The organism is Rossellomorea sp. H136, assembly GCF_056838065.1.
In genome coordinates this window covers 2,963,179-2,982,143 of sequence record NZ_CM166371.1, presented here as the reverse complement: position 1 = coordinate 2,982,143, position 18,965 = coordinate 2,963,179, and the positions used below count along the sequence as shown (strand labels likewise).

Annotated in this window: 22 protein-coding genes; 16 read left to right on the top strand and 6 right to left on the bottom strand. The window is 40.0% G+C overall.

Annotated features, from left to right (window positions below; all coding sequences use genetic code 11):
* The first annotated feature begins 64 nt into the window (after positions 1-64).
* Both ACYH0O_RS15235 and ACYH0O_RS15230 read left to right on the top strand, forming a co-directional pair.
* A complete protein-coding gene (locus ACYH0O_RS15235; protein WP_482629402.1) occupies positions 65-553 on the top strand; it encodes a divergent PAP2 family protein in 489 nt (162 codons plus the stop codon).
* Positions 554-587: 34 nt separating this feature from the next.
* Positions 588-854 carry a DUF6123 family protein gene (locus ACYH0O_RS15230; RefSeq protein WP_482629401.1) on the top strand — a complete coding sequence of 89 codons (267 nt, stop codon included), beginning with the start codon at positions 588-590 and terminating at the stop codon, positions 852-854.
* A gap of 88 nt (positions 855-942) precedes the next feature.
* On the opposite strand, the gene ACYH0O_RS15225 is transcribed toward ACYH0O_RS15230, so the two are convergent.
* From ACYH0O_RS15225 to ACYH0O_RS15215, 3 genes are all read right to left on the bottom strand, one after another.
* Positions 943-1,854, bottom strand: coding sequence for a DMT family transporter (locus tag ACYH0O_RS15225; protein ID WP_482629400.1), 912 nt, complete (start codon positions 1,852-1,854; stop codon positions 943-945).
* Positions 1,855-1,866: 12 nt separating this feature from the next.
* Positions 1,867-2,253, bottom strand: coding sequence for a reverse transcriptase-like protein (locus tag ACYH0O_RS15220; protein ID WP_482629399.1), 387 nt, complete (start codon positions 2,251-2,253; stop codon positions 1,867-1,869).
* Positions 2,254-2,388: 135 nt separating this feature from the next.
* Positions 2,389-3,069: a queuosine precursor transporter gene (locus ACYH0O_RS15215; protein WP_482629398.1), complete on the bottom strand. Its 681-nt coding sequence runs from the start codon at positions 3,067-3,069 to the stop codon at positions 2,389-2,391.
* A gap of 100 nt (positions 3,070-3,169) precedes the next feature.
* Here ACYH0O_RS15215 and ACYH0O_RS15210 point away from each other — a divergent pair, with 100 nt between their 5' ends.
* The gene (locus ACYH0O_RS15210) at positions 3,170-3,826 is read left to right on the top strand and encodes a reverse transcriptase-like protein (protein WP_482629397.1); all 657 of its coding nucleotides are present in this window, start codon (positions 3,170-3,172) and stop codon (positions 3,824-3,826) included.
* A 72-nt stretch (positions 3,827-3,898) separates the two neighbouring features.
* A complete protein-coding gene (locus ACYH0O_RS15205) occupies positions 3,899-4,075 on the top strand; it encodes a zinc-finger domain-containing protein (RefSeq protein ID WP_482629396.1) in 177 nt (58 codons plus the stop codon).
* 72 nt (positions 4,076-4,147) lie between these two features.
* Here the strand turns inward: ACYH0O_RS15205 and cspD are convergent, their stop codons facing one another.
* Positions 4,148-4,348: a cold-shock protein CspD gene (gene cspD, locus ACYH0O_RS15200; RefSeq protein ID WP_034758543.1), complete on the bottom strand. Its 201-nt coding sequence runs from the start codon at positions 4,346-4,348 to the stop codon at positions 4,148-4,150.
* 381 nt (positions 4,349-4,729) lie between these two features.
* On the opposite strand from cspD, the gene ACYH0O_RS15195 reads away from it, so the two are divergent.
* The 5 genes from ACYH0O_RS15195 (at position 4,730) to mntR (ending at position 9,105) form a co-directional block, all read left to right on the top strand.
* The gene (locus ACYH0O_RS15195) at positions 4,730-5,665 is read left to right on the top strand and encodes a metal ABC transporter solute-binding protein, Zn/Mn family (RefSeq protein WP_482629395.1); all 936 of its coding nucleotides are present in this window, start codon (positions 4,730-4,732) and stop codon (positions 5,663-5,665) included.
* 18 nt (positions 5,666-5,683) lie between these two features.
* A complete protein-coding gene (locus tag ACYH0O_RS15190; RefSeq protein WP_149156868.1) occupies positions 5,684-6,430 on the top strand; it encodes a metal ABC transporter ATP-binding protein in 747 nt (248 codons plus the stop codon).
* 12 nt (positions 6,431-6,442) lie between these two features.
* A complete protein-coding gene (locus tag ACYH0O_RS15185; RefSeq protein WP_482629394.1) occupies positions 6,443-7,744 on the top strand; it encodes a metal ABC transporter permease in 1,302 nt (433 codons plus the stop codon).
* A complete protein-coding gene (locus tag ACYH0O_RS15180; protein ID WP_149156866.1) occupies positions 7,734-8,609 on the top strand; it encodes a metal ABC transporter permease in 876 nt (291 codons plus the stop codon). The genes ACYH0O_RS15185 and ACYH0O_RS15180 overlap by 11 nt, the downstream gene beginning before the upstream one ends.
* Positions 8,610-8,688: 79 nt before the next feature.
* Positions 8,689-9,105, top strand: a complete 417-nt coding sequence (gene mntR / locus ACYH0O_RS15175; RefSeq protein WP_482629393.1) for a transcriptional regulator MntR — start codon at positions 8,689-8,691, stop codon at positions 9,103-9,105.
* A gap of 116 nt (positions 9,106-9,221) precedes the next feature.
* Here mntR and ACYH0O_RS15170 read toward each other — a convergent pair whose 3' ends face one another.
* On the bottom strand, positions 9,222-9,440 hold the full coding sequence (locus ACYH0O_RS15170) for a DUF3892 domain-containing protein (RefSeq protein ID WP_149156864.1): 219 nt from the start codon (positions 9,438-9,440) through the stop codon (positions 9,222-9,224).
* Positions 9,441-9,635: 195 nt separating this feature from the next.
* Here ACYH0O_RS15170 and ACYH0O_RS15165 point away from each other — a divergent pair, with 195 nt between their 5' ends.
* The gene (locus ACYH0O_RS15165; RefSeq protein ID WP_149156863.1) at positions 9,636-10,310 is read left to right on the top strand and encodes a class I SAM-dependent methyltransferase; all 675 of its coding nucleotides are present in this window, start codon (positions 9,636-9,638) and stop codon (positions 10,308-10,310) included.
* A gap of 395 nt (positions 10,311-10,705) precedes the next feature.
* Here the strand turns inward: ACYH0O_RS15165 and ACYH0O_RS15160 are convergent, their stop codons facing one another.
* A complete protein-coding gene (locus tag ACYH0O_RS15160; RefSeq protein WP_482629392.1) occupies positions 10,706-11,833 on the bottom strand; it encodes an MGDG synthase family glycosyltransferase in 1,128 nt (375 codons plus the stop codon).
* 187 nt (positions 11,834-12,020) lie between these two features.
* Here ACYH0O_RS15160 and ACYH0O_RS15155 point away from each other — a divergent pair, with 187 nt between their 5' ends.
* The 6 genes from ACYH0O_RS15155 (at position 12,021) to ACYH0O_RS15130 (ending at position 18,964) form a co-directional block, all read left to right on the top strand.
* Positions 12,021-13,712: a formate--tetrahydrofolate ligase gene (locus tag ACYH0O_RS15155; protein ID WP_482629391.1), complete on the top strand. Its 1,692-nt coding sequence runs from the start codon at positions 12,021-12,023 to the stop codon at positions 13,710-13,712.
* 28 nt (positions 13,713-13,740) lie between these two features.
* Entirely contained in the window at positions 13,741-14,223 is a 483-nt protein-coding gene (locus ACYH0O_RS15150) for a hypothetical protein (protein ID WP_482629390.1), read from the top strand.
* Between the two features lie 58 nt (positions 14,224-14,281).
* Positions 14,282-15,145, top strand: coding sequence for a DegV family protein (locus tag ACYH0O_RS15145; protein ID WP_482629389.1), 864 nt, complete (start codon positions 14,282-14,284; stop codon positions 15,143-15,145).
* 91 nt (positions 15,146-15,236) lie between these two features.
* Entirely contained in the window at positions 15,237-15,881 is a 645-nt protein-coding gene (locus ACYH0O_RS15140; protein WP_482629388.1) for an HD domain-containing protein, read from the top strand.
* A complete protein-coding gene (locus tag ACYH0O_RS15135; RefSeq protein WP_482629387.1) occupies positions 15,878-17,758 on the top strand; it encodes an ABC-F family ATP-binding cassette domain-containing protein in 1,881 nt (626 codons plus the stop codon). Before ACYH0O_RS15140 ends, ACYH0O_RS15135 begins: the two co-directional genes overlap by 4 nt.
* Positions 17,759-17,836: 78 nt before the next feature.
* A complete protein-coding gene (locus ACYH0O_RS15130) occupies positions 17,837-18,964 on the top strand; it encodes a conserved virulence factor C family protein (RefSeq protein WP_482629386.1) in 1,128 nt (375 codons plus the stop codon).
* Position 18,965 lies beyond the last annotated feature (1 nt).

Sequence of the window (18,965 nt, the reverse complement as noted above, 5' to 3'; positions counted from 1 at the left end):
GTTCATAATAAATATCCTATGTGCATTGAATTTTAGGACAAACTAAAGACAGGGAGGTGTAAGGGTGAATAAAGGGATTGTAACGGCACTTATTAGTATAGCTCTCGCACAGGGTCTGAAGATACCACTGCACTTTTTAAAAAAGAAGGAATGGAAACCTGAGCTGTTTTTCCAAACAGGGGGAATGCCAAGTTCTCATAGTGCAGGGGTTGCTTCGTTAACAACATTTATTGCTTTAAAGAGGGGGATCAGAACGATTGACTTTGCTCTTTCATTTATCTTTGGTCTAATCGTCATGTACGATGCACAAGGAATTCGAAGACAAACAGGCGAACTGACCCTTAAAGTGAATAGTCTAGATGAGCTCGTTCGCAAAGCTCATGATAAAGAAGCGGTAGAATTCGAAGAGAAAAAGCCAAAACGACTGAAAGAAATGCTGGGACATCAACCTCAGGAAGTAGTCGGAGGAGCATTGCTCGGTTCATTTATGGGCTGCATGGCCTTCCTGTTTTCGAAAAAGGATAGGCAAAATAAAAAATTTTCTGTAAGATAAGAGAAGACAAAGTGGCGATAAGGTGAGGAGAAACGTGAAAAAGACAACAGAAGAATTTCTCATAGATCTTGAAAACAAAGGTTTCAAATTTCAAGAAGACGCAATTGGCTTCATCTATTTTGGCAAAAAATACACAGGTGCCCCGGATGAACTGGTCAATAGCGCCATTGAAATCACATTAAAAGCTCAAAAACAATTCGATAGCAGTTTTTACATGTCCATATTAGAAAGACTTCATTCCCAGCAAATCGCATCCAGAAATGAAGCACTAAGGTGGATGGAGAAACAGGGCTTGGCATAAGACACGGGACCAGCAAAAAGGGTTGTTTCCTTTTTGGTGGTCTTTCCTATGTTCACGCAAAAAAACAGGAGAGCCACCAATCGGCCTCCTATTTTACTTCAACAGAATGATTTCTGTTCATTTTTTTCAAAATCCATGCAAGAATAGGTACTTCAGATAAGAGCATCCCAATAACGATTAATCCGCTTCCTGCAATGGCCATAGACCCCAATCGTTCTCCGATCCACAAATAGGAACAGATGGCTGCAAATACGGGTTCCAACGTAAAAATGATCGCCACCCTTGATGGAGTTGTGTATCTTTGAGCGTAGGTCTGTGTGATGAATGCCAATAAGGTAGCCAATAGAGAAGTGATCAGTAATGCGGTCATTACTTCCTTATTACCCAATCCTCCATCCATCAGCACAGCATGTGGATTTTCAAAAATAAGTGAACACCCCATTGAAAGGATTCCAACTGTACATAACTGCACCGATGTTAATAGGAGCAGGGATGTGTTTTTTGTGAAAACGTCAGTGTAAATAATATGTAGAGCAAACCCAAAGGCACAAATGAATACGAGGGCATCTCCTATATTGAACGCCTGAGAATGACCTGACATAAGGAGGTATAGTCCTATTGCAGCTAGGCTGGACCCCATTATGGCTCCTTTAGCAGGAGAGCGTTTAAAGAAAACAAATGAAAATAAAGGGACCATCACCACGCTTAATCCTGTAACAAACCCTGCTTTTGACGGAGTTGTAAATAACAGGCCGAGTGTTTGAAAGGCATACCCGATAAATAAAAATATCCCTAAAAAAATGCCGTGCAAAACGGATCTCTTAACAATCGGAGTGCTTTTGATAAACAGGACCATGACTAAAGGGATAGCGGCCATTAGAAAACGGATCCCATTAAACATGAAAGGGGGAAGGAATTCAATGGCCGATTGTACAACCACGAAGGTAGCTCCCCATATGAAAGCAACACCGACCAAGGCAATATCAGCGATCTTAGCCAAACGAATCCTCCTTTAGTTCAGATGAATAGCTTTTCGGGCCAGCTCATCTGCAGCTTTATTTTCCTTACTGGGTATCCACTTAACGAAGAAAAGGTCTATTTGCTTGGTCAAGTCCAATATATCATCGAGCAACTGTTTATATTGAATATTCCTTACAAACTCTTTCTCAATCGCATGAACGACCGCTTGAGAATCACTCTTCAACCACACGGTATCAGCTTGTTTTTCTAAGCAGATCTCCAGAGCTTTCCTGCATGCAATGAATTCAGCTTCATGATTATCCATGATCCCTAAAGGAATGGCGTGTTTTTCCACTTTTCCGTTGTTTTTAATAAAAATACCGGCACCACTTGGCCCGGGGTTACCAGCACTTGCTCCATCAATATTCACTTCGATCATATGTGTTCACCTCAAAGTACATCTTTAGAATAATATTATAGTAGCAGACAAAATAGAAGGTAGGGAGAACGAATCCTTAATCCACTCCTCCAATAAAAGAGCCTGGGGTAAACCAGTTCCCCAGGCTCCAACCAACTAACCCACATCTTTAGGGAATCGTTTTGCCACATAACCAAATGGGGTATCAATAATGGATATGACCCATTTGAGGAGATAGGTAGTAATGAATATTTCGAACCAAACATCCTTCGGATATTCTCCCAGGAAAGCAATGCTTGTGAATACAAGAGTATCCAAAAACTGACTCACCATCGTACTTCCGTTATTACGAATCCAAAACTGTGAATCTGAAGGGAATTTCCTCTTTAAATACGTGAAGATATACACGTCTGTTAATTGACTCACGAGGTAAGCGACTAAGCTTCCAAGAGCAATTCTTGGAATGATCCCAAAGATTGTTGCCAGAGATTCTTGGGCGAAATCTTCAGGATGTGGTTGAAATACTAACACGAGCTGCATAATAATAGTCATAATGATTAAAGTGAAGAACCCAAGCCACACCGCTTTCTGGGCTTCTTTTTTTCCATATTTTTCGTTAAGGATGTCCGTTACTAAAAAAGCTGTTCCGTACATGGCATTCCCTAAAGTAGCAGTCAACCCGAAAATTTCAATCGTTTTAACGACCTGCAAGTTAGCAAGAATCGTGGATAGCCCTATCCATACAAACAGTCCAGTTCGTCCAAACATTCGATACATAATCAGAAGTAAAGAGAATGTAATGAGAACGAAGACTAATCCAAACCATATATTAAACATACAAAGACCTCCTATTGAACATGTAAATGAAACAATAGTCCTCATTATACAAATAAAAGTAAAAATGAACAATCGTATGAAGAAAAAGGAGCGAATGATTATGGAAATGAAACTAAAATTTAAATATGCAAGCAAAACAGCGTCGAGTATATGGTTTGAATCCAACTACTTCCCAAGAAAAGAAACAATGATTCATATCGATGATCTGATGAAAACCGGAAGAGTCCATGATCTTGAAATCATAGATGAAATGGGGAATTCGTGGTCAAGAAAGGAATTTATCAAACTGAATCAGGAATTAGACAAGGAACCAGAAAACATCGTTGTATATTTCGACGGAGGGTTTGATAAGGAATCGCTCATTGCCGGTGCAGGGATTGTCATCTATTACGATAAAGGTGGAGAATCATTTAGAATCAGAAAAAATGAACTTCTCGAGGAAATTGAAAATAATAATGAAGCAGAATACGCAGCTTTACATATTGCCCTTGGATTGCTTGATGAAATCGGCGTGAAAAATGTGCCTTGTACGATTAATGGAGATTCCCAGGTGGTAATAAAACAGTTGGAAGGGGAATGGCCTTGTTATGAAGAGGGCTTGAGTCGGTGGATCGATCGTATTGAAGCCCTCATCAAAAAGCTTCGATTGAAAATCAATTGGGCTGTGCTGAATAGAAAAGATAATAAAGAAGCGGATAAGCTGGCCAATCAAGCCTTACAGGGGACAAAAGTCCACAGTAACAAACGAATAGAATAATTTCGTTCCCTATTATATACTCTATAAATAACAATACACCGTAAGTCCTCGAACAAGCTTAGGAGTGATCACATGAATCGAAAAGAAGTGGTGGATAAAGTGGATGAGCTCATAGACACCTACTGTAACGCCTGCTTACTTAAAGCGCACTTTCGCAAAGAGTATGGTAAAACCTATGCTCACCGCTTTTGTATAGAAAAATGCACCATAGGAGAACAAATTCGAAATTACGGACGAAAATTGAATTGAAAAATAAAGGGCAGCACTTCTTAGGAGAACCTAAGAAGTGCTGCCCTTTGGTATGCTATATTGTTCGAACTATTATAATTTAACTACGTTTGCAGCTTGAGGTCCACGATTTCCTTCAACAACGTCGAAAGAAACTTCTTGACCTTCTTCTAATGATTTGAATCCTTCACCTTGAATCGCTGAGAAGTGAACGAATACATCGTCTCCACCTTCAACTTCAATGAATCCAAATCCTTTTTCATTGTTGAACCATTTTACTTTACCATTTTGCATTTTCGAATCCTCCTAAATCGTTCAAGCACGTTTGTGCCTCTGAAAAATATTATTCACGAAATGATTGACTCTCATACGTTGGAAATAAGCATAAAAATCGTACACTTCAATGATGTCTTTACTATACAATATGACGTTTTTCGAGTCAACATTCCCTCCTTTTTTGCGGAAATGTTTAAACAATTTGATTAATATGTATTGACAATTATTGAGTAAGGAAATAAAATTTGCACTAAGGAAACTTTTATTGCACTAAGGAAACTTTTGTAGTCTTATAAAAAAGAAATTACTTGTGTAAAAAAAAGTGAACATATATAAGTTTCATGAATAAGGTAGATGTAGTAGATATCAAAAACATATGGGTTGGAGAGGAGATCAAACATGAAAATAAGATTAATGGCTCTTGTAGGGATGATTATTATTTTAGCGGCAGGACTTATCCTGTCAGGCTGTGGAGCAACTACCACTGGAACTGAAAACGATAAAATAGTCGTTACGACAACAATAGGGCAAATAGGGGATGCGGTTAAAAATATTGGAGGAGAGCATGTAGAGGTTCAAAGTTTAATGGGACCTGGTGTGGATCCTCATCTTTACAAAGCTAAACAGTCGGATATTAGTAAACTCCAGGAAGCAGATATTATTTTCTATAGCGGTCTCCATTTAGAAGGGAAAATGCTTGAGATCTTCGAAAAAATGAACAAGGAAAAACCGACTTATGCAATCGCCGATAGTATACCTAAAGATAAGTTGCGTAAAGATCAGGCAGATAATACGGCAACAGACCCACATGTGTGGTTCGATATTGATTTATGGAAAATTGCATTGGAGCAAGTGAAGGACGGATTGATCGAGAAAGATCCTGAAAACAAAGAAGACTACATTCGAAATACTGAAAAGTACTTTGCGGAATTAGATGAACTGAAAGCATATGCTACGGAAGAAATGTCAAATATTCCAGAAGAACAAAGAGTTCTTGTAACAGCTCATGATGCATTTAATTACTTCGGAGCAAAATACGATCTTCAAGTTATGGGATTACAAGGTCTGAGTACAGATGCTGAATATGGATTAGCAGACGTGCAGTCTCTTGTAAATACATTGGTAGACAGAAACATCAAAGCTGTGTTTGTTGAATCAAGTATCTCTGAAAAATCAATTAACGCTGTTATAGCAGGGGCACAAGATAAAGGCCATGAAGTCGAAAAAGGCGGGGAATTATTTTCAGATGCTATGGGGAAAGAAGGAACAGAAGAAGGAACGTACATCGGTATGTATAAGCATAACGTTGATACGATTGTAGAGGGATTAAAGTAAGTCTTAGGAGGCGATACCATGAATTCAGTGGATATTAAGGGGTTAACCGTTGCGTATCATAGAAAACCGGTTTTGATGGACGTAGAGTTTTCTGTTCCAAAGGGTAAGTTAATCGGAATTGTCGGCCCAAATGGTGCAGGAAAATCTACATTAATTAAAGCCATTCTCGGGTTGATTCCCCGCTCGTCCGGTGATATCAAAATCTTTGAAAAAGCCTATTCCCCTAAAAGCAAATTAGTTGGGTACGTCCCTCAGCGTGGATCTGTAGATTGGGATTTCCCCACAAATGCATTGGATGTCGTATTAATGGGGAGATATGGTCATTTAGGATGGTTTAAGAGACCATCAAAAAAAGATGTTCAATTTGCAATGGAGTGTCTCGATAAAGTAGGAATGACTCAATTTGCATCAAGACAAATAAGTCAGCTATCAGGAGGACAGCAGCAAAGGGTTTTCCTTGCCAGGGCACTGGCTCAGGAAGCGGAAGTCTATTTCATGGATGAACCATTTGTTGGTGTGGACGCAGCAACGGAAAAAGCGATCATTTCCTTATTGAATGAATTAAAGGAACAAGGCAAGACCGTTTTGGTTGTTCATCATGATTTGCAAACTGTTACAGAGTATTTTGATTGGACGCTGTTACTGAATAGAAAAACGATAGCCTATGGTCCAACGAAAGATGTGTTTAGCGTAGAGAATTTACAACTAACCTATGGAGGGAAACTATCTTTCCTGGAAAAGGATCAAATGTTAATTCATCCATAGAAAGAGGTGAATATGATGAATCATTTATGGCAATCGATTTTAACGGACGGAAATACACAATGGGTATTACTGAGTACCTTATTACTGGGAATTGCGAGCGGAGTTTTAGGCAGCTTTGCTTTACTAAGGAAACAAAGCTTAATAGGGGATGCGGTCGCCCATGCAGCATTGCCGGGAATCTGTTTTGCATTTATGTTCATGGGGGAGAAAAATTTCTTTGTACTATTGATTGGTGCTGCCGCCACGGGTCTACTTGCTGCTTACACGATACAAATCATTACCAACACAACGAGAATCAAGGAAGACACGGCTATTTGCTTAGTATTGTCTGTATTCTTTGGATTAGGCATCGTCCTTTTAACAAAAGTTGCTCAAATGCCTACTGGTAACCAAAGCGGCTTGGATGATTTCATCTTTGGGCAAGCAGCTTCCCTGGTGGGGAGAGATGTTCAACTCATGGGCTTAACGGCAGCGGCTTTAATTGTTATTACGTCACTATTATTCAAAGAATTTAAGGTGAGTACCTTTGATCCTCAATTTGCGAGGGGAATCGGACTTCCTGTAGGATTTTTGAATTTTCTCTTTGTTTCCTTATTAGTTATTACGGTTGTCATCGGTATTCAAGCAGTAGGTGTCATCCTGATGGCGGCTATGCTGATCACTCCTGCCATATCAGCAAGATACTGGACGGATTCATTGCGGACAATGGTCTTTATTTCTGGAATTGTGGGAGGCTTATCAGGGGCAGTCGGAACGCTGATCAGTACCCTTGGTAAAGGGTTATCGACCGGCCCCTTCATTGTATTGACGGCTACAGTTATATTTATCATTTCCTTGCTGTTCTCTCCGAAGCGCGGATTAATCTCGGTTATATTGAAAAGATTGAAAAATGATAATCGACTGGCTATGCGCTTTATACTGAAAAAGATGTATGAATCAGGTAAACAAACGATACGTGTAGATCATTTATTTCAAAAAAGCAATATTACTAAATTAAAATTTAACCGGGTATTGAAGCATCTAATGAAAAAAGGTTACCTGCATCAAGAGGATGGAATATTGACGATTACAAAATCAGGGCTAATGAAAGCCGAGCAATTCAGCTTTGTTGATGAAATCATGGAACTGAAAGAAATGTACCCAAGTGAGTTGGGGTCACTTGATATTCAGTGGATTGAAAAGGAAGAAAAAGAGGCGTTATCAAATGAACAGCTCACAAAGCTGAAAATGAAAATGTCCGATATTTATATGCAATATCCTTTCTTAAACGTAAAAATGTCAAGCAGAAGAGGGGGGCAAGGATATGAGTTATGAATTATGGATTCTTCTGACTGGTAGTTTAGTCGGTTTATCATGTGGCATCGTAGGATGTTTCTTAATCCTGAGAAAGATGTCGATGTTAGCAGATGCAATCAGTCATACCGTGCTCCTCGGATTGGTTATGGCATTCATTGTCAGCCAAAGTATGAATGGATTTTATATGTTGATCGGTGCAGCAGTGGCTGGATTGTTAACGACCTTTATGGTTCAGTTATTGAATTCCAGCGGGATACAGGAAGATGCTGCAATAGGTGTAGTGTTCACTTCCCTGTTTGCTGTAGGGGTCATCCTCATTTCATTATTTGCTAAGAATGTTCATTTGGATGTAGAGCATGCCTTAATGGGTGAAATTGCATTCGTCCCTTGGAATACCTTGTCGTTGCCGATACTTGGGGACATTCCTAAATCAGTTGTGATGCTGGGATCTGTATTGATATTGGACGTTCTCATCATTTTCCTTCTGTTCAAAGAGTTTAAATTAACTTCTTTTGATCCAAGTATGGCAGCGGCGATCGGTATCCCGGTACTTGCGGTTCATTATATTTTAATGGGTCTGGTATCCGTTACGACTGTATCGGCATTTGATAGCGTAGGTGCGATTCTCGTGGTAGCGATGCTCATTGCCCCTGGTGCTACAGCCTATTTACTTACTGACCGATATAAAGTGATGCTTCTTTTAAGCGGGGTCATTGGAGTCTTTGATAGCATCATCGGATATTACGGGGCAAAGATGTTCGATGTGTCCATTTCCGGTGCAATGGCAGTGGCCGCCGGACTTGTTTTCTTCATCGTATGGATGTTATCACCGAAATACGGGTTGGTATCCAGGATCCTGAATCAACGGTTGACAGAAGAGTAATTTAAAGTGCTTGGGTTGTATTCATTCTGTAGTTATAGTAAACTTTTAATGATATTTATGGAAATTTGGAGGGTACAGAATGCCTACACCAAGTATGGAAGATTATATAGAACAGATTTATATGTTAATTGAGAACAAAGGTTATGCCAGAGTATCAGATATAGCAGAAGCTTTATCTGTTCACCCCTCCTCAGTTACCAAAATGGTGCAGAAGTTAGATAAGGACGATTATCTCATTTACGAGAAATATCGCGGGCTGGTTCTGACTCCAAAAGGAAACAAAGTAGGGAAGCGTTTAGTATATAGACATGAACTTTTAGAACAATTCCTTCGTGTAATTGGAGTGAAAGAAGAGCATATTTATGAAGACGTGGAAGGAATCGAACACCACCTAAGCTGGGATTCCATTGATCGTATTGGAGATCTCGTCCAATTCTTCGATGAAGAGAAGAACCGGGTAGAAGAACTTCGAACCATTCAAAATCGTAGTGAATAATAATCATGACAACTGGAACAAAGAAAAAAGGACTTCATGCAGTAAGCATGAAAGTCCTTTTTGTTGTATTTAAGTACTGTGTTATTCTCAGTGCGCAAGTCAGGAAAAGTTCCCGATCAAAAAATGGCAGGATAGTCATTGAAGCTTCCGTCATCAACGGACATACTTGATAATTCTGTTTCTCCCCATTCATTCTCATTCAAGGTCACTCCTTGAAGTAATCCCTCAGAAGCTTCCAAAACAGCTTTTCGATAGGAGATTATACGGCCGGAAGAAGTTTGGAAACTGATAATGTCTCCATGGTAGTTCCGTTGAACTTTAGCAATCTCTTCCATACAACATCACCTTTCTTGTTCTGATTATAAGAATAGTATGGACATAAAAACTAAAAATCATAATCAACACAGATTTTAAGTTTACATAATAATATTATGGTGTTTATATTTTTTACAGAGATTATGCCTGAAAAGAAGGATTATGGTTCACTGGTTGAGAATATAGATATTATTGAAAAAAATCGAGGTGTACATATGAGGAATTCAGAATGGCATACCAGTGCCAGAGCACGTTGGGAAGACAATGCCGATCAATGGCATTCCAAAAGTGTAGAAATGTGGACAAGTGGAAGCAGGAAAGCCATCATTCCCTTTTTCACTAAACATATTGAACGTGGGAAGGCTGTAGCAGACTTAGGATGCGGCGATGGATATGGTTCATTTCTGCTTTTCGACAAAGGCTATGTGGTCACGGGGATGGATTTCTCTGAAAAAATGGTCGAAATAGCAAAAAAACAAGAAAGGGACTCTTTATCTTTTGTTCAAGGAGACTTGCGATCCCTCCCTTTTCAAGATGAACAATTTCAAGCCGTGATGGCGATTAATTCAGTCGAGTGGACGGAAGATCCTCTTCATACCCTGAATGAAATCGAACGAATTGTGACTCCTGATGGGTTTATTTGTATTGGTCTTTTAGGACCGACAGCTCACCCCAGGGAAAATGCTTATCCGCGCCTTCTTGGAGAAGACGTCATCTGCAATACAATGATGCCTTGGGAACTGGAAAAACTGGCTGGTGAAAAAGGCTGGAGGAAGGTTGATGAAGATTGGGTCTATAAAAAAGGAGTAAAGTCGTCCTTTACAGACTCGCTTTCAAATGAGTTAAAACAAGCTTTAACTTTTACGACATTGTTTATGTTTCAAAAATAATGAACATGATCGATCCCATTTCGGGGATCGATCATGTTTTTCTTATCTACTGACTTCATTGACAAGTTCTTTTTTGATGCGTTTATACTGATTCGGATGATGGAACCACCCTACATAGGTTTTCTCCAGTGATTTGTGATGTGAGAAAACTCAGATCGCTTTAAATGGGAATCTCCTACCTTTTCGAAAACGTAAACAATCCATCTTACTTCCAAAGATTCTTGTCTTTCAATCCCTTGGATAAAACAAAAATTGTACTGGTAATGAAGTTGGAGATATCCTTGTTTTGGGAAGGGTCTATATTCCTTTGGACTTTAGGAAGTGATAAAGCAGGATCCAATTAAGCTAAAGAAGCTATTCTGACACCAAATAGGATATGTGGGGATGTTTCCAATTCACATTCTCCCTTCAACAAATGTGTTTTTCCTGTGGTCGTGTCGAAGAATATCCTCTACGATCATGGTACAGGCATTTTTGTTAAATAACGAGGATACATTTTTTGATAATGAGTCTATCGTATTTTTATTATAGAGACATCGATAAATGCTTTCCAGAAAGTCTGTTTGAGTCGAATAGGTGAGTGCTGCAGTCCGTTTTAATAAATAATTGGCATTCTCATTCTCCTGGCCAGGTGCGGGCTTAAAAATGATGATGGGCAATTTAAAACAAGCAGCTTCCGTTAAAGATAAGGCACCGGACTTAGTGACCAGACAATCGGTAAGGGAAAACAGGTTTTCCACTTTAGATATATATCCGAAAATGTGGATGTTTTCTTTTGAGTTTTTTTCCAGTTGATTATATAGTTGATGGTTTCTCCCGCACACAACGCCTACTTGAAGATTTTTATCTTTGGATAGGGAAGTTAAAAGAGGCTCGATATTCGGAAGCAAACCTAGACCACCCCCCATAATGGTGATAGTTTTCCGTTGTGGGGCAAGTCCAAATTCTTTATAGTTTTTTTCGACTGTATGATGAAAGCTGGGCCGGATAGGTAAACCGCTAACGAAGATTTTCCCTGTCTCTACTCCGTAAGAGATGAGAGTCCTCTTTACGTGATCTGTTGCCACATAGTATTTCTCGATCATCGGATGAATCCACAACGGATGGGCACAGTAGTCTGTAATGACAGTATATGTAGGTATATTTAAGCTTGAGCGAAGTCGCAAGTATGGTGCAGCATGAAGTGGGAATGTCGTGACAATGCATGATGGTGAGTAAGTTTCAACCAGCTTTATAAGGCGCTTTTTTCCTAAATGCTGATAAAAGTAACTCAATCCTTTTGAGGAAAGTTTATCTGTTCCATAGTAAAATGCTTTATAGAAAGGGGTACCGAATTTGGAAAATCCTTTTTTTAATAAATTTTGGGCCAGGGAGTGGATGGCAGGGTAGGCTTCTCCATATAGATCACAGATGTTCACTCGTTCATATCCCTGTCTCTTAAATGTATAAGCCAGAGTTTCAGCAGTTTGAATATGTCCTTCTCCAAAGCGTGCGGTCAAAATGAGAATCGACTTTTCTTTCACAATCTTATTCCCCCTATAAAAGGCAAAAATGGTGGAGATATAAAACATAGTGTAAAATTAAGTAACACTTCAATTTAAGATTACAAATGGATTGTAAATGAAGTTTAAGTGTAAACATGATTTTTTGTAAAATTTATATTTATGGCTCAGGCCAAATTTCAATTACATAACTAGAAGGTGAATTTAGATGACAACGACAAAGAAGATAGTGAAGTCAGATATTGATATTGCTCAACAAGCTACACTGAAACCGATACTGGATATTGCGGGGCAAATCGGCCTAACAGAAGATGATATTGAGCTTTATGGTAAATATAAAGGGAAAATTACATATGAAGCCATTCATAAACTGCAGGGGCAGCCCAATGGGAAATTGATATTAGTCACGTCGATCAATCCCACTCCTGCAGGCGAGGGGAAATCAACGGTTACGGTTGGACTCGGGGATGCGTTAAATCAGTTAGATAAAAACACCATCATTGCCATGAGGGAACCATCACTTGGTCCAACGATGGGAATCAAAGGCGGAGCAACAGGAGGAGGCTATTCACAAGTCCTTCCCATGGAGGATATCAACCTTCATTTCACAGGTGATATCCACGCTATTTCGACTGCGAATAACGCTTTAGCTGCATTGTTAGATAATCATATCCATCAGGGAAATGAATTGGATATTGATCAAAGAAGAGTCGTATGGAAACGTGCTCTGGACATGAATGATCGTGCCCTTAGACAAATCATCGTTGGTTTAGGTGGACCGGTACAAGGTGTTCCCCGTGAAGACGGATTTGATATTACTGTAGCGTCTGAAATTATGGCTGTTCTCTGTTTATCTCAAAATCTTGAGGAATTAAGAAGAAGGCTTGGAAGAATGGTTATTGCATACAACTTTTCCAACCAACCGGTAACCGTCGAAGATTTAGGAGTTGAAGGTGCGCTGACCTTATTGTTAAAGGATGCCTTAAAACCTAATCTCGTTCAAACGATCGAACATTCTCCTGCCCTTATTCATGGCGGACCATTCGCAAATATTGCCCATGGGTGTAATAGTGTCTTGGCGACCAAATCGGCTCTTAAGCTGGCTGATTATGTTGTAACGGAATCTGGGTTTGGTGCTGATCTAGGGGCCGAGAAGTTTCTGAATATCAAATCTCGAGCTGCAGACATAGCACCGGATGCCATCGTGCTCGTTGCCACCATTCGTGCTCTGAAGATGCATGGAGGTCAAGGGAAAAGTGATCTTCAAACTGAAAATCTTCAGGCTCTGCAAAAAGGATTATCTAATCTGAAGAAGCACATGGAAACAATAGGTCACTTCAACGTACCTTATGTGATTGCCGTTAATCGATTTGTGACAGATAGTGAAGACGAAATCCAGACCCTTATCAAGTGGTGCGAAAACCTGGGAGTACAAGTTTCACTAACCGATGTATGGGCTAAAGGTGGAGTGGGTGGAAGAGATTTAGCCGAAAAGGTATTGCATGAGATCGAAGGGAACACGAAAGAATTTTCTCGCCTATATGAACCTTCCGATTCACTCCAATCTAAAATTGAAACGATTGCGAAAAAGGTTTACGGAGCGAAAGAAGTAGATTACACGGTGAAAGCACGAAAGCAGCTCCAGCAATTTGAAGATCAAGGGTGGGGCGTCCTGCCGATTTGTATGGCTAAGACCCAATATTCCTTATCCGATGATCCATCTAAATTCGGGCGTCCTGAAGATTTTACGATCACAATCAGAGAGCTTAAGCCGAAGATTGGAGCAGGATTTATTGTTGCATTAACGGGAGAAGTAATGACCATGCCAGGCCTGCCCAAAAATCCGGCAGCATTCGGAATGAATGTGGATGATGACGGCAGGGCTGTAGGGTTATTTTAGCCTTTGGGGTTTGAAAGGAGAGGAGAACGTGTTTGATCCAACAGCATTTGATAACTTAAAGGTAGTCTTTGAGGGAGCTATATACGATCTTGACTTGACAGGGGAAATCCAAATTCTTGATCGCAAAGATTTATTTGATTTTGCCCATTATGAAAGATGCTATCAAATTCATTATTCTTTACCATCCAAGAAATCCATTTCGATAGAGTTCCATTTAAAAGCGGACATGGGGCATTTTTTGGCAGAGAGAAAAATGATGACAGAAAAAAATACAGCTGGAGCAGATATTCTTATCGTCTATAAGGGTGATGAGAAATTGAACGAATGCAGGCAGATACTTGAAGAAAAATGGGGTGAAGATAAAAATTGGGAATGGAAAGAAGTAATATCCTCTCGTAAACCTATTACCTATGAAGGGATTCTCACTTTTAATAGAGTCATAACAGAAGAAATGGTTGATGATGTTCTTCAAATGATTTCATTTTCTGTGGATACTTTACAAATATCTTGATCGATTAGACTTCTATCAAAAAAGAGTTCATAATTATATAGAAAAAGGGGATTTTTCAATGAGAATAGCCTGGGTAACAGATAGCACAGCATTTGTTCCAACACATTCAAATAGTAAAGAAAATCACATCTATATTGTTCCGATGAATATTCTCTTTGGGGAGCGGGAGTATCAAGATGGAGTAGACTTATCTCCGGAAGAATTGTTCATGAAATTAAAGGAAGTAAAGGTAGAAGTGAAAACCTCACAGCCTTCAATCGGGACTTTTAAGGAATTGTTCGAAGAATTATCAAAGGACTATGATTATATCTTTTCGATTCATGTTTCTTCTCATTTCAGCGGCACCTATTCATCTGCCTATCAAGCTGCAACGTTGTTAAAGGATGCACTACCAAATATCATTTGTATAGATTCGAAAGTCATTTCCAATCCATTGACCGAATTAATCCTATACGGTCAAAGGTTACTTCACGAGGGCAAAGACCCACAACAAATAAAAGAAGCCATTGAAAAAAGAATCGCTTCATGTGAAACCTATGTAATGGTTGGCAGCTTGGAGCAACTACATAAAAGTGGACGAATGAGTGGACTTTCATTCTTCCTCGGAAGTGTCCTTAATGTAAAACCAATGCTTGCCATTGAGGATGGAAAACTTGAAGTGAAGGATAAAGTAAGAAGCATCAAAAAAGGTTTGAGCAGCATGACCGATCGATTAAATCACGCTCTCGCTACTAAACGTATAACAAAAGTGTCCGTACTGCATGGTTTAAACCGTGGGGAAGCTTTAGAATGGATTGAACAACTGAGAATTAAATACCCTGAGATCGAATTTGGGGCGTACCCACTGGGTGCCGTGATCGGTGTTCACGCAGGGGCCAATACAATAGGGATAAGCTGGTTTGCAGAAGACGAAATGAATTAATAGAAAAAGGAGTGATGTGTAGAATCATGCATCCACTCCTTTTTATTCTGATAAGAGAATATTTTTTGGTACAATAGAGGAGAAGGTGACCTTGGAGCGGAAAAAGCTGGACGGTATTATCGACTATTTAAAACGTGAGTACCTTGGTGAGTCTACAGGGCATGATTGGTATCATTTGGATCGTGTACGAAAACAGGCACTTATCATTGCCAGGGAAGAAAATGTAACCCATACATATATCATCGAGCTGGCTGCATTGCTACATGATGTTCCGGATGATAAGTTCGTTGAAGAAGAAGAGGGGAAGAAAAGGCTTGATCACATCCTATCCATCCTCTCTCTAACGGAAACTGAAACGAAATTATTGAACTCGATTATTTATTCCATATCTTATAAAGGTGGTCACGAAGCAGTATTAACATCTTTAGAAGCGAAAATCGTGCGAGATGCCGATCGCCTTGACGCCATTGGTGCCATAGGAATCGCAAGAACGTTTGCATATGGAGGAAAGAAAGGTCGACCACTGTATAACCCTGAATTTCAAGTCAGGTCGGAGATGACCTTAGAGGAGTACAGAAATGGGGATAGTTCCAGTATCCATCATTTTCATGAAAAGTTATTGAAACTGAAAGACTTAATGTGTACGGAAACGGGAAGGAAATTGGCAGAGGAACGTCATGCTTTTATGCTGAGGTTTTTAGAGCAATTTAATAAAGAATGGACTGGTCAAGAATGAGAATGTTAACAGCTGAGAATCTTTCTAAGACGTATGGAGAGAAAACTCTTTTTAAAGATATATCGTTTTCAATTACCGAGAAAGAAAGAGTCGGACTGATCGGGGTGAATGGAACGGGTAAATCAAGCCTGTTGAAACTCATTGCCGGGATGGAAGAATATGATACAGGAGAGCTTTCGAAGCCTGGCGATTATCATATTGCCTACCTTCAACAAGAGCCTGCTTTTGATGGGGATTTAACAGTGATACAACAAGTATTTCGTGGTGAAGCAAAAATCATTCAGGCAATGCGGAATTATGAAATGGCCCTTTTGGAAATGGAGAACAACTCAGAAAACCCTCGAATACAGGAAGATTTATTTGAAGCTCAAAAGCAAATGGATATTCTTCACGCCTGGGACGCAAGTGCAAATGCGAAATCCATTTTGACAAAACTGGGAATTCACGACTTTTCAAAGAAAATGAGCGAGCTGTCAGGTGGGCAAAAAAAGAGAGTGGCGCTGGCAGGCGTCCTGATTGAAACACCGGACTTATTAATCCTGGACGAACCGACCAACCATTTAGACTATCAGTCCATCAAATGGCTGGAAGATTATTTAGGAAAGTATAACGGATCTGTGTTGCTCGTGACCCATGACCGATACTTCCTCGACAAGGTAACGAACAGAATCTTCGAATTGGATGGAGGAAGCCTATACTCCTATAAAGGAAATTATGCTTCATTTATTGAAGCGAAGGCTTCCAGGGAAGAAGTGGAACGCCAATTATCCGAAAAGCAGCAAAATCTTTATCGAAGAGAGCTTGCCTGGATGAGAAGGGGAGCAAAAGCCAGAACCACTAAACAAAAGGCTCGGATTCAACGATTTGAAAATTTAGAAAATACGATGTCTTCAGGTTCCACAGGCGGTCAGGTTGACATGGCAATCGGAGGAAACCGTCTGGGTAAACAAGTATTTGAGTTCAAGGATGCTTCAAAAATGTTTGAAGACAAGCGAATTTTAGATGAGTTTTCTTTCCTTATTAAACCTAAAGACCGAATCGGAATTGTAGGTAAAAACGGGAGCGGAAAATCAACATTTCTTAACCTCCTTGCCGGAACCGATGAGCTTACAGGTGGTCAATTACTCAAAGGCCAAACCGTAAAGGTCGCTTATTATACTCAAGGTCATGAAGAACTTGATGAGAATATGCGTATGATCGAATATATAAGAGAAGCAGGAGAATATATAACGACGGATAAAGGTGAGCAAATTTCTGTTACTTCCATGCTGGAAAGATTCCTATTTCCAATGAGTACGCATGGTACATTGATCAGAAAGCTTTCCGGTGGAGAAAAACGAAGACTATTCTTGCTTAAGCTATTGATGTCAAAACCGAATGTCCTTTTGCTTGATGAGCCGACGAATGATTTAGATACGGAAACCCTCACCGTTCTGGAAGATTATATAAATGAATTTTCAGGTGTCGTCATAACCGTTTCCCATGACCGCTACTTTTTAGATAAAACAGCCGAGCAATTACTGGTCTTTAATGGAGATGGACAAATCGACTTTTACTTTGGGGAATATACTGAGTACCTGGAAAAGAACGAAGTGAAAAGTAAGAAGCAGGATCCGGTCAAGAAACAAGAATCTGCTCCCGTGAAAGAAGAGAAAGAGAAAAAGAGGCTTTCTTACATGGAAAAAAGGGAATGGGACGAAATCGAGGAAAAGATGGCCGACATCGAGCAGAGAATAGAAGAAGCAGATGCTGAGCTGCAAAAGGTCGGCAGTGATTTTGAAAAAGCACAACAGTTAATGAACGAAAGTGAAAAACTCAACGAGCAATTGGAAGAGCTCATTGAAAGATGGTCATACCTTTCCGAATTTGCTGAATAAGTCTCTTCGTTTAAGGGATCATGGATACTGTGTTAAAATGGATGGTATAAGAACTGTTTATAGAAAGGGGTAACAAGCTTGAGGATAGTATCGATTGAACCTACTCCAAGTCCTAATACGATGAAAGTTCTACTTGATCAGGAAATGAAAGCCGGGAAGAGCAATAATTATAAAAAAGATGAAGCGGACGGGGCTCCTCCCGTCATTAAAGAAATCCTTGCCATTGACGGCATTAAAGGGGTCTATCATGTTGCCGACTTCTTAGCCGTTGAACGAAATGCGAAATACGATTGGCAAGAGCTTTTGCCACAGGTTAGAAAAGCATTCGGTGAAGATACTCTGGACCTGGAAAATGAATCTCCCATGGAAGAACATTTTGGTGAAGTGAATGTTAGCGTGCAGATGTTCAAGGAAATTCCGATGCAAGTAAAGGTGACAGACGGGGAACAAGAGAAGCGATTTTCCCTTCCCGCTCCATTCCTGGAAGCGATCGGTCAGGCTCAAAAAGATGGGGATAATGTCGTCCTTCTCAGAAAGTGGAAAGATTACGGTATCCGGTACGGAGACTTGGATGAGATTGGTAACAATGTGACGGAAGAACTGGTTGCAGCCTATCCTTCTGAAAGGCTGAAAGCACTTGTCAAAGGAGCCCAGGAAACAACCGATTCCAAGGGACCTCTCATTTACAAGAAAAAGCAAAAGGTGAGTGTCGCGGACTTTGAAGCCCCGGACTGGCAAACAAGGTATCAGAAGCTGGATGCGATGGAAGATCCTACTTTAGATGACCTGCCTCTGTTGGAGAAAGCCCTGGAGGATGAGAAGGTATCCATTCGCAGATTGGCTATTGTCTATTTGGGAATGATTGAAGATGAAAACGTTCTTCCTTTGCTATATAAGGGTTTACGTGATAAATCAGTCACAGTAAGGAGAACGGCTGGAGATTGCCTTTCGGACTTAGGTTTTGCAAAAGCTACTCCGGAAATGATTCAAGCCTTAAAGGATAAGAGTAAACTTGTGAGATGGCGTGCTGCCATGTTCCTTTATGAAGTAGGAGATGAATCTGCATTGCCTGGTTTACGGGAAGCGGAAAATGACCCTGAATTCGAAGTGAAGCTTCAAGTGAAAATGGCCATCGAACGAATAGAGGGCGGCGAAGAAGCAAAAGGATCTGTTTGGAAACAGATGACCGAAGCACGTCACCAATAAA

Excerpts from the sequence above, each read along its gene's own strand:
- ACYH0O_RS15210 (WP_482629397.1), top strand. The coding sequence starts at position 3,170 with ATGGAAATGAAACTAAAATTTAAATATGCAAGCAAAACAGCGTCGAGT.
- ACYH0O_RS15185 (WP_482629394.1), top strand. The coding sequence starts at position 6,443 with ATGATGAATCATTTATGGCAATCGATTTTAACGGACGGAAATACACAA.
- ACYH0O_RS15135 (WP_482629387.1), top strand. The coding sequence starts at position 15,878 with ATGAGAATGTTAACAGCTGAGAATCTTTCTAAGACGTATGGAGAGAAA.
- ACYH0O_RS15215 (WP_482629398.1), bottom strand. The coding sequence starts at position 3,069 with ATGTTTAATATATGGTTTGGATTAGTCTTCGTTCTCATTACATTCTCT.
- ACYH0O_RS15190 (WP_149156868.1), top strand. The coding sequence starts at position 5,684 with ATGAATTCAGTGGATATTAAGGGGTTAACCGTTGCGTATCATAGAAAA.
- mntR (WP_482629393.1), top strand. The coding sequence starts at position 8,689 with ATGCCTACACCAAGTATGGAAGATTATATAGAACAGATTTATATGTTA.
- ACYH0O_RS15155 (WP_482629391.1), top strand. The coding sequence starts at position 12,021 with ATGACAACGACAAAGAAGATAGTGAAGTCAGATATTGATATTGCTCAA.
- ACYH0O_RS15195 (WP_482629395.1), top strand. The coding sequence starts at position 4,730 with ATGAAAATAAGATTAATGGCTCTTGTAGGGATGATTATTATTTTAGCG.
- cspD (WP_034758543.1), bottom strand. The coding sequence starts at position 4,348 with ATGCAAAATGGTAAAGTAAAATGGTTCAACAATGAAAAAGGATTTGGA.
- ACYH0O_RS15180 (WP_149156866.1), top strand. The coding sequence starts at position 7,734 with ATGAGTTATGAATTATGGATTCTTCTGACTGGTAGTTTAGTCGGTTTA.
- ACYH0O_RS15165 (WP_149156863.1), top strand. The coding sequence starts at position 9,636 with ATGAGGAATTCAGAATGGCATACCAGTGCCAGAGCACGTTGGGAAGAC.
- ACYH0O_RS15205 (WP_482629396.1), top strand. The coding sequence starts at position 3,899 with ATGAATCGAAAAGAAGTGGTGGATAAAGTGGATGAGCTCATAGACACC.
- ACYH0O_RS15145 (WP_482629389.1), top strand. The coding sequence starts at position 14,282 with ATGAGAATAGCCTGGGTAACAGATAGCACAGCATTTGTTCCAACACAT.
- ACYH0O_RS15170 (WP_149156864.1), bottom strand. The coding sequence starts at position 9,440 with ATGGAAGAGATTGCTAAAGTTCAACGGAACTACCATGGAGACATTATC.
- ACYH0O_RS15220 (WP_482629399.1), bottom strand. The coding sequence starts at position 2,253 with ATGATCGAAGTGAATATTGATGGAGCAAGTGCTGGTAACCCCGGGCCA.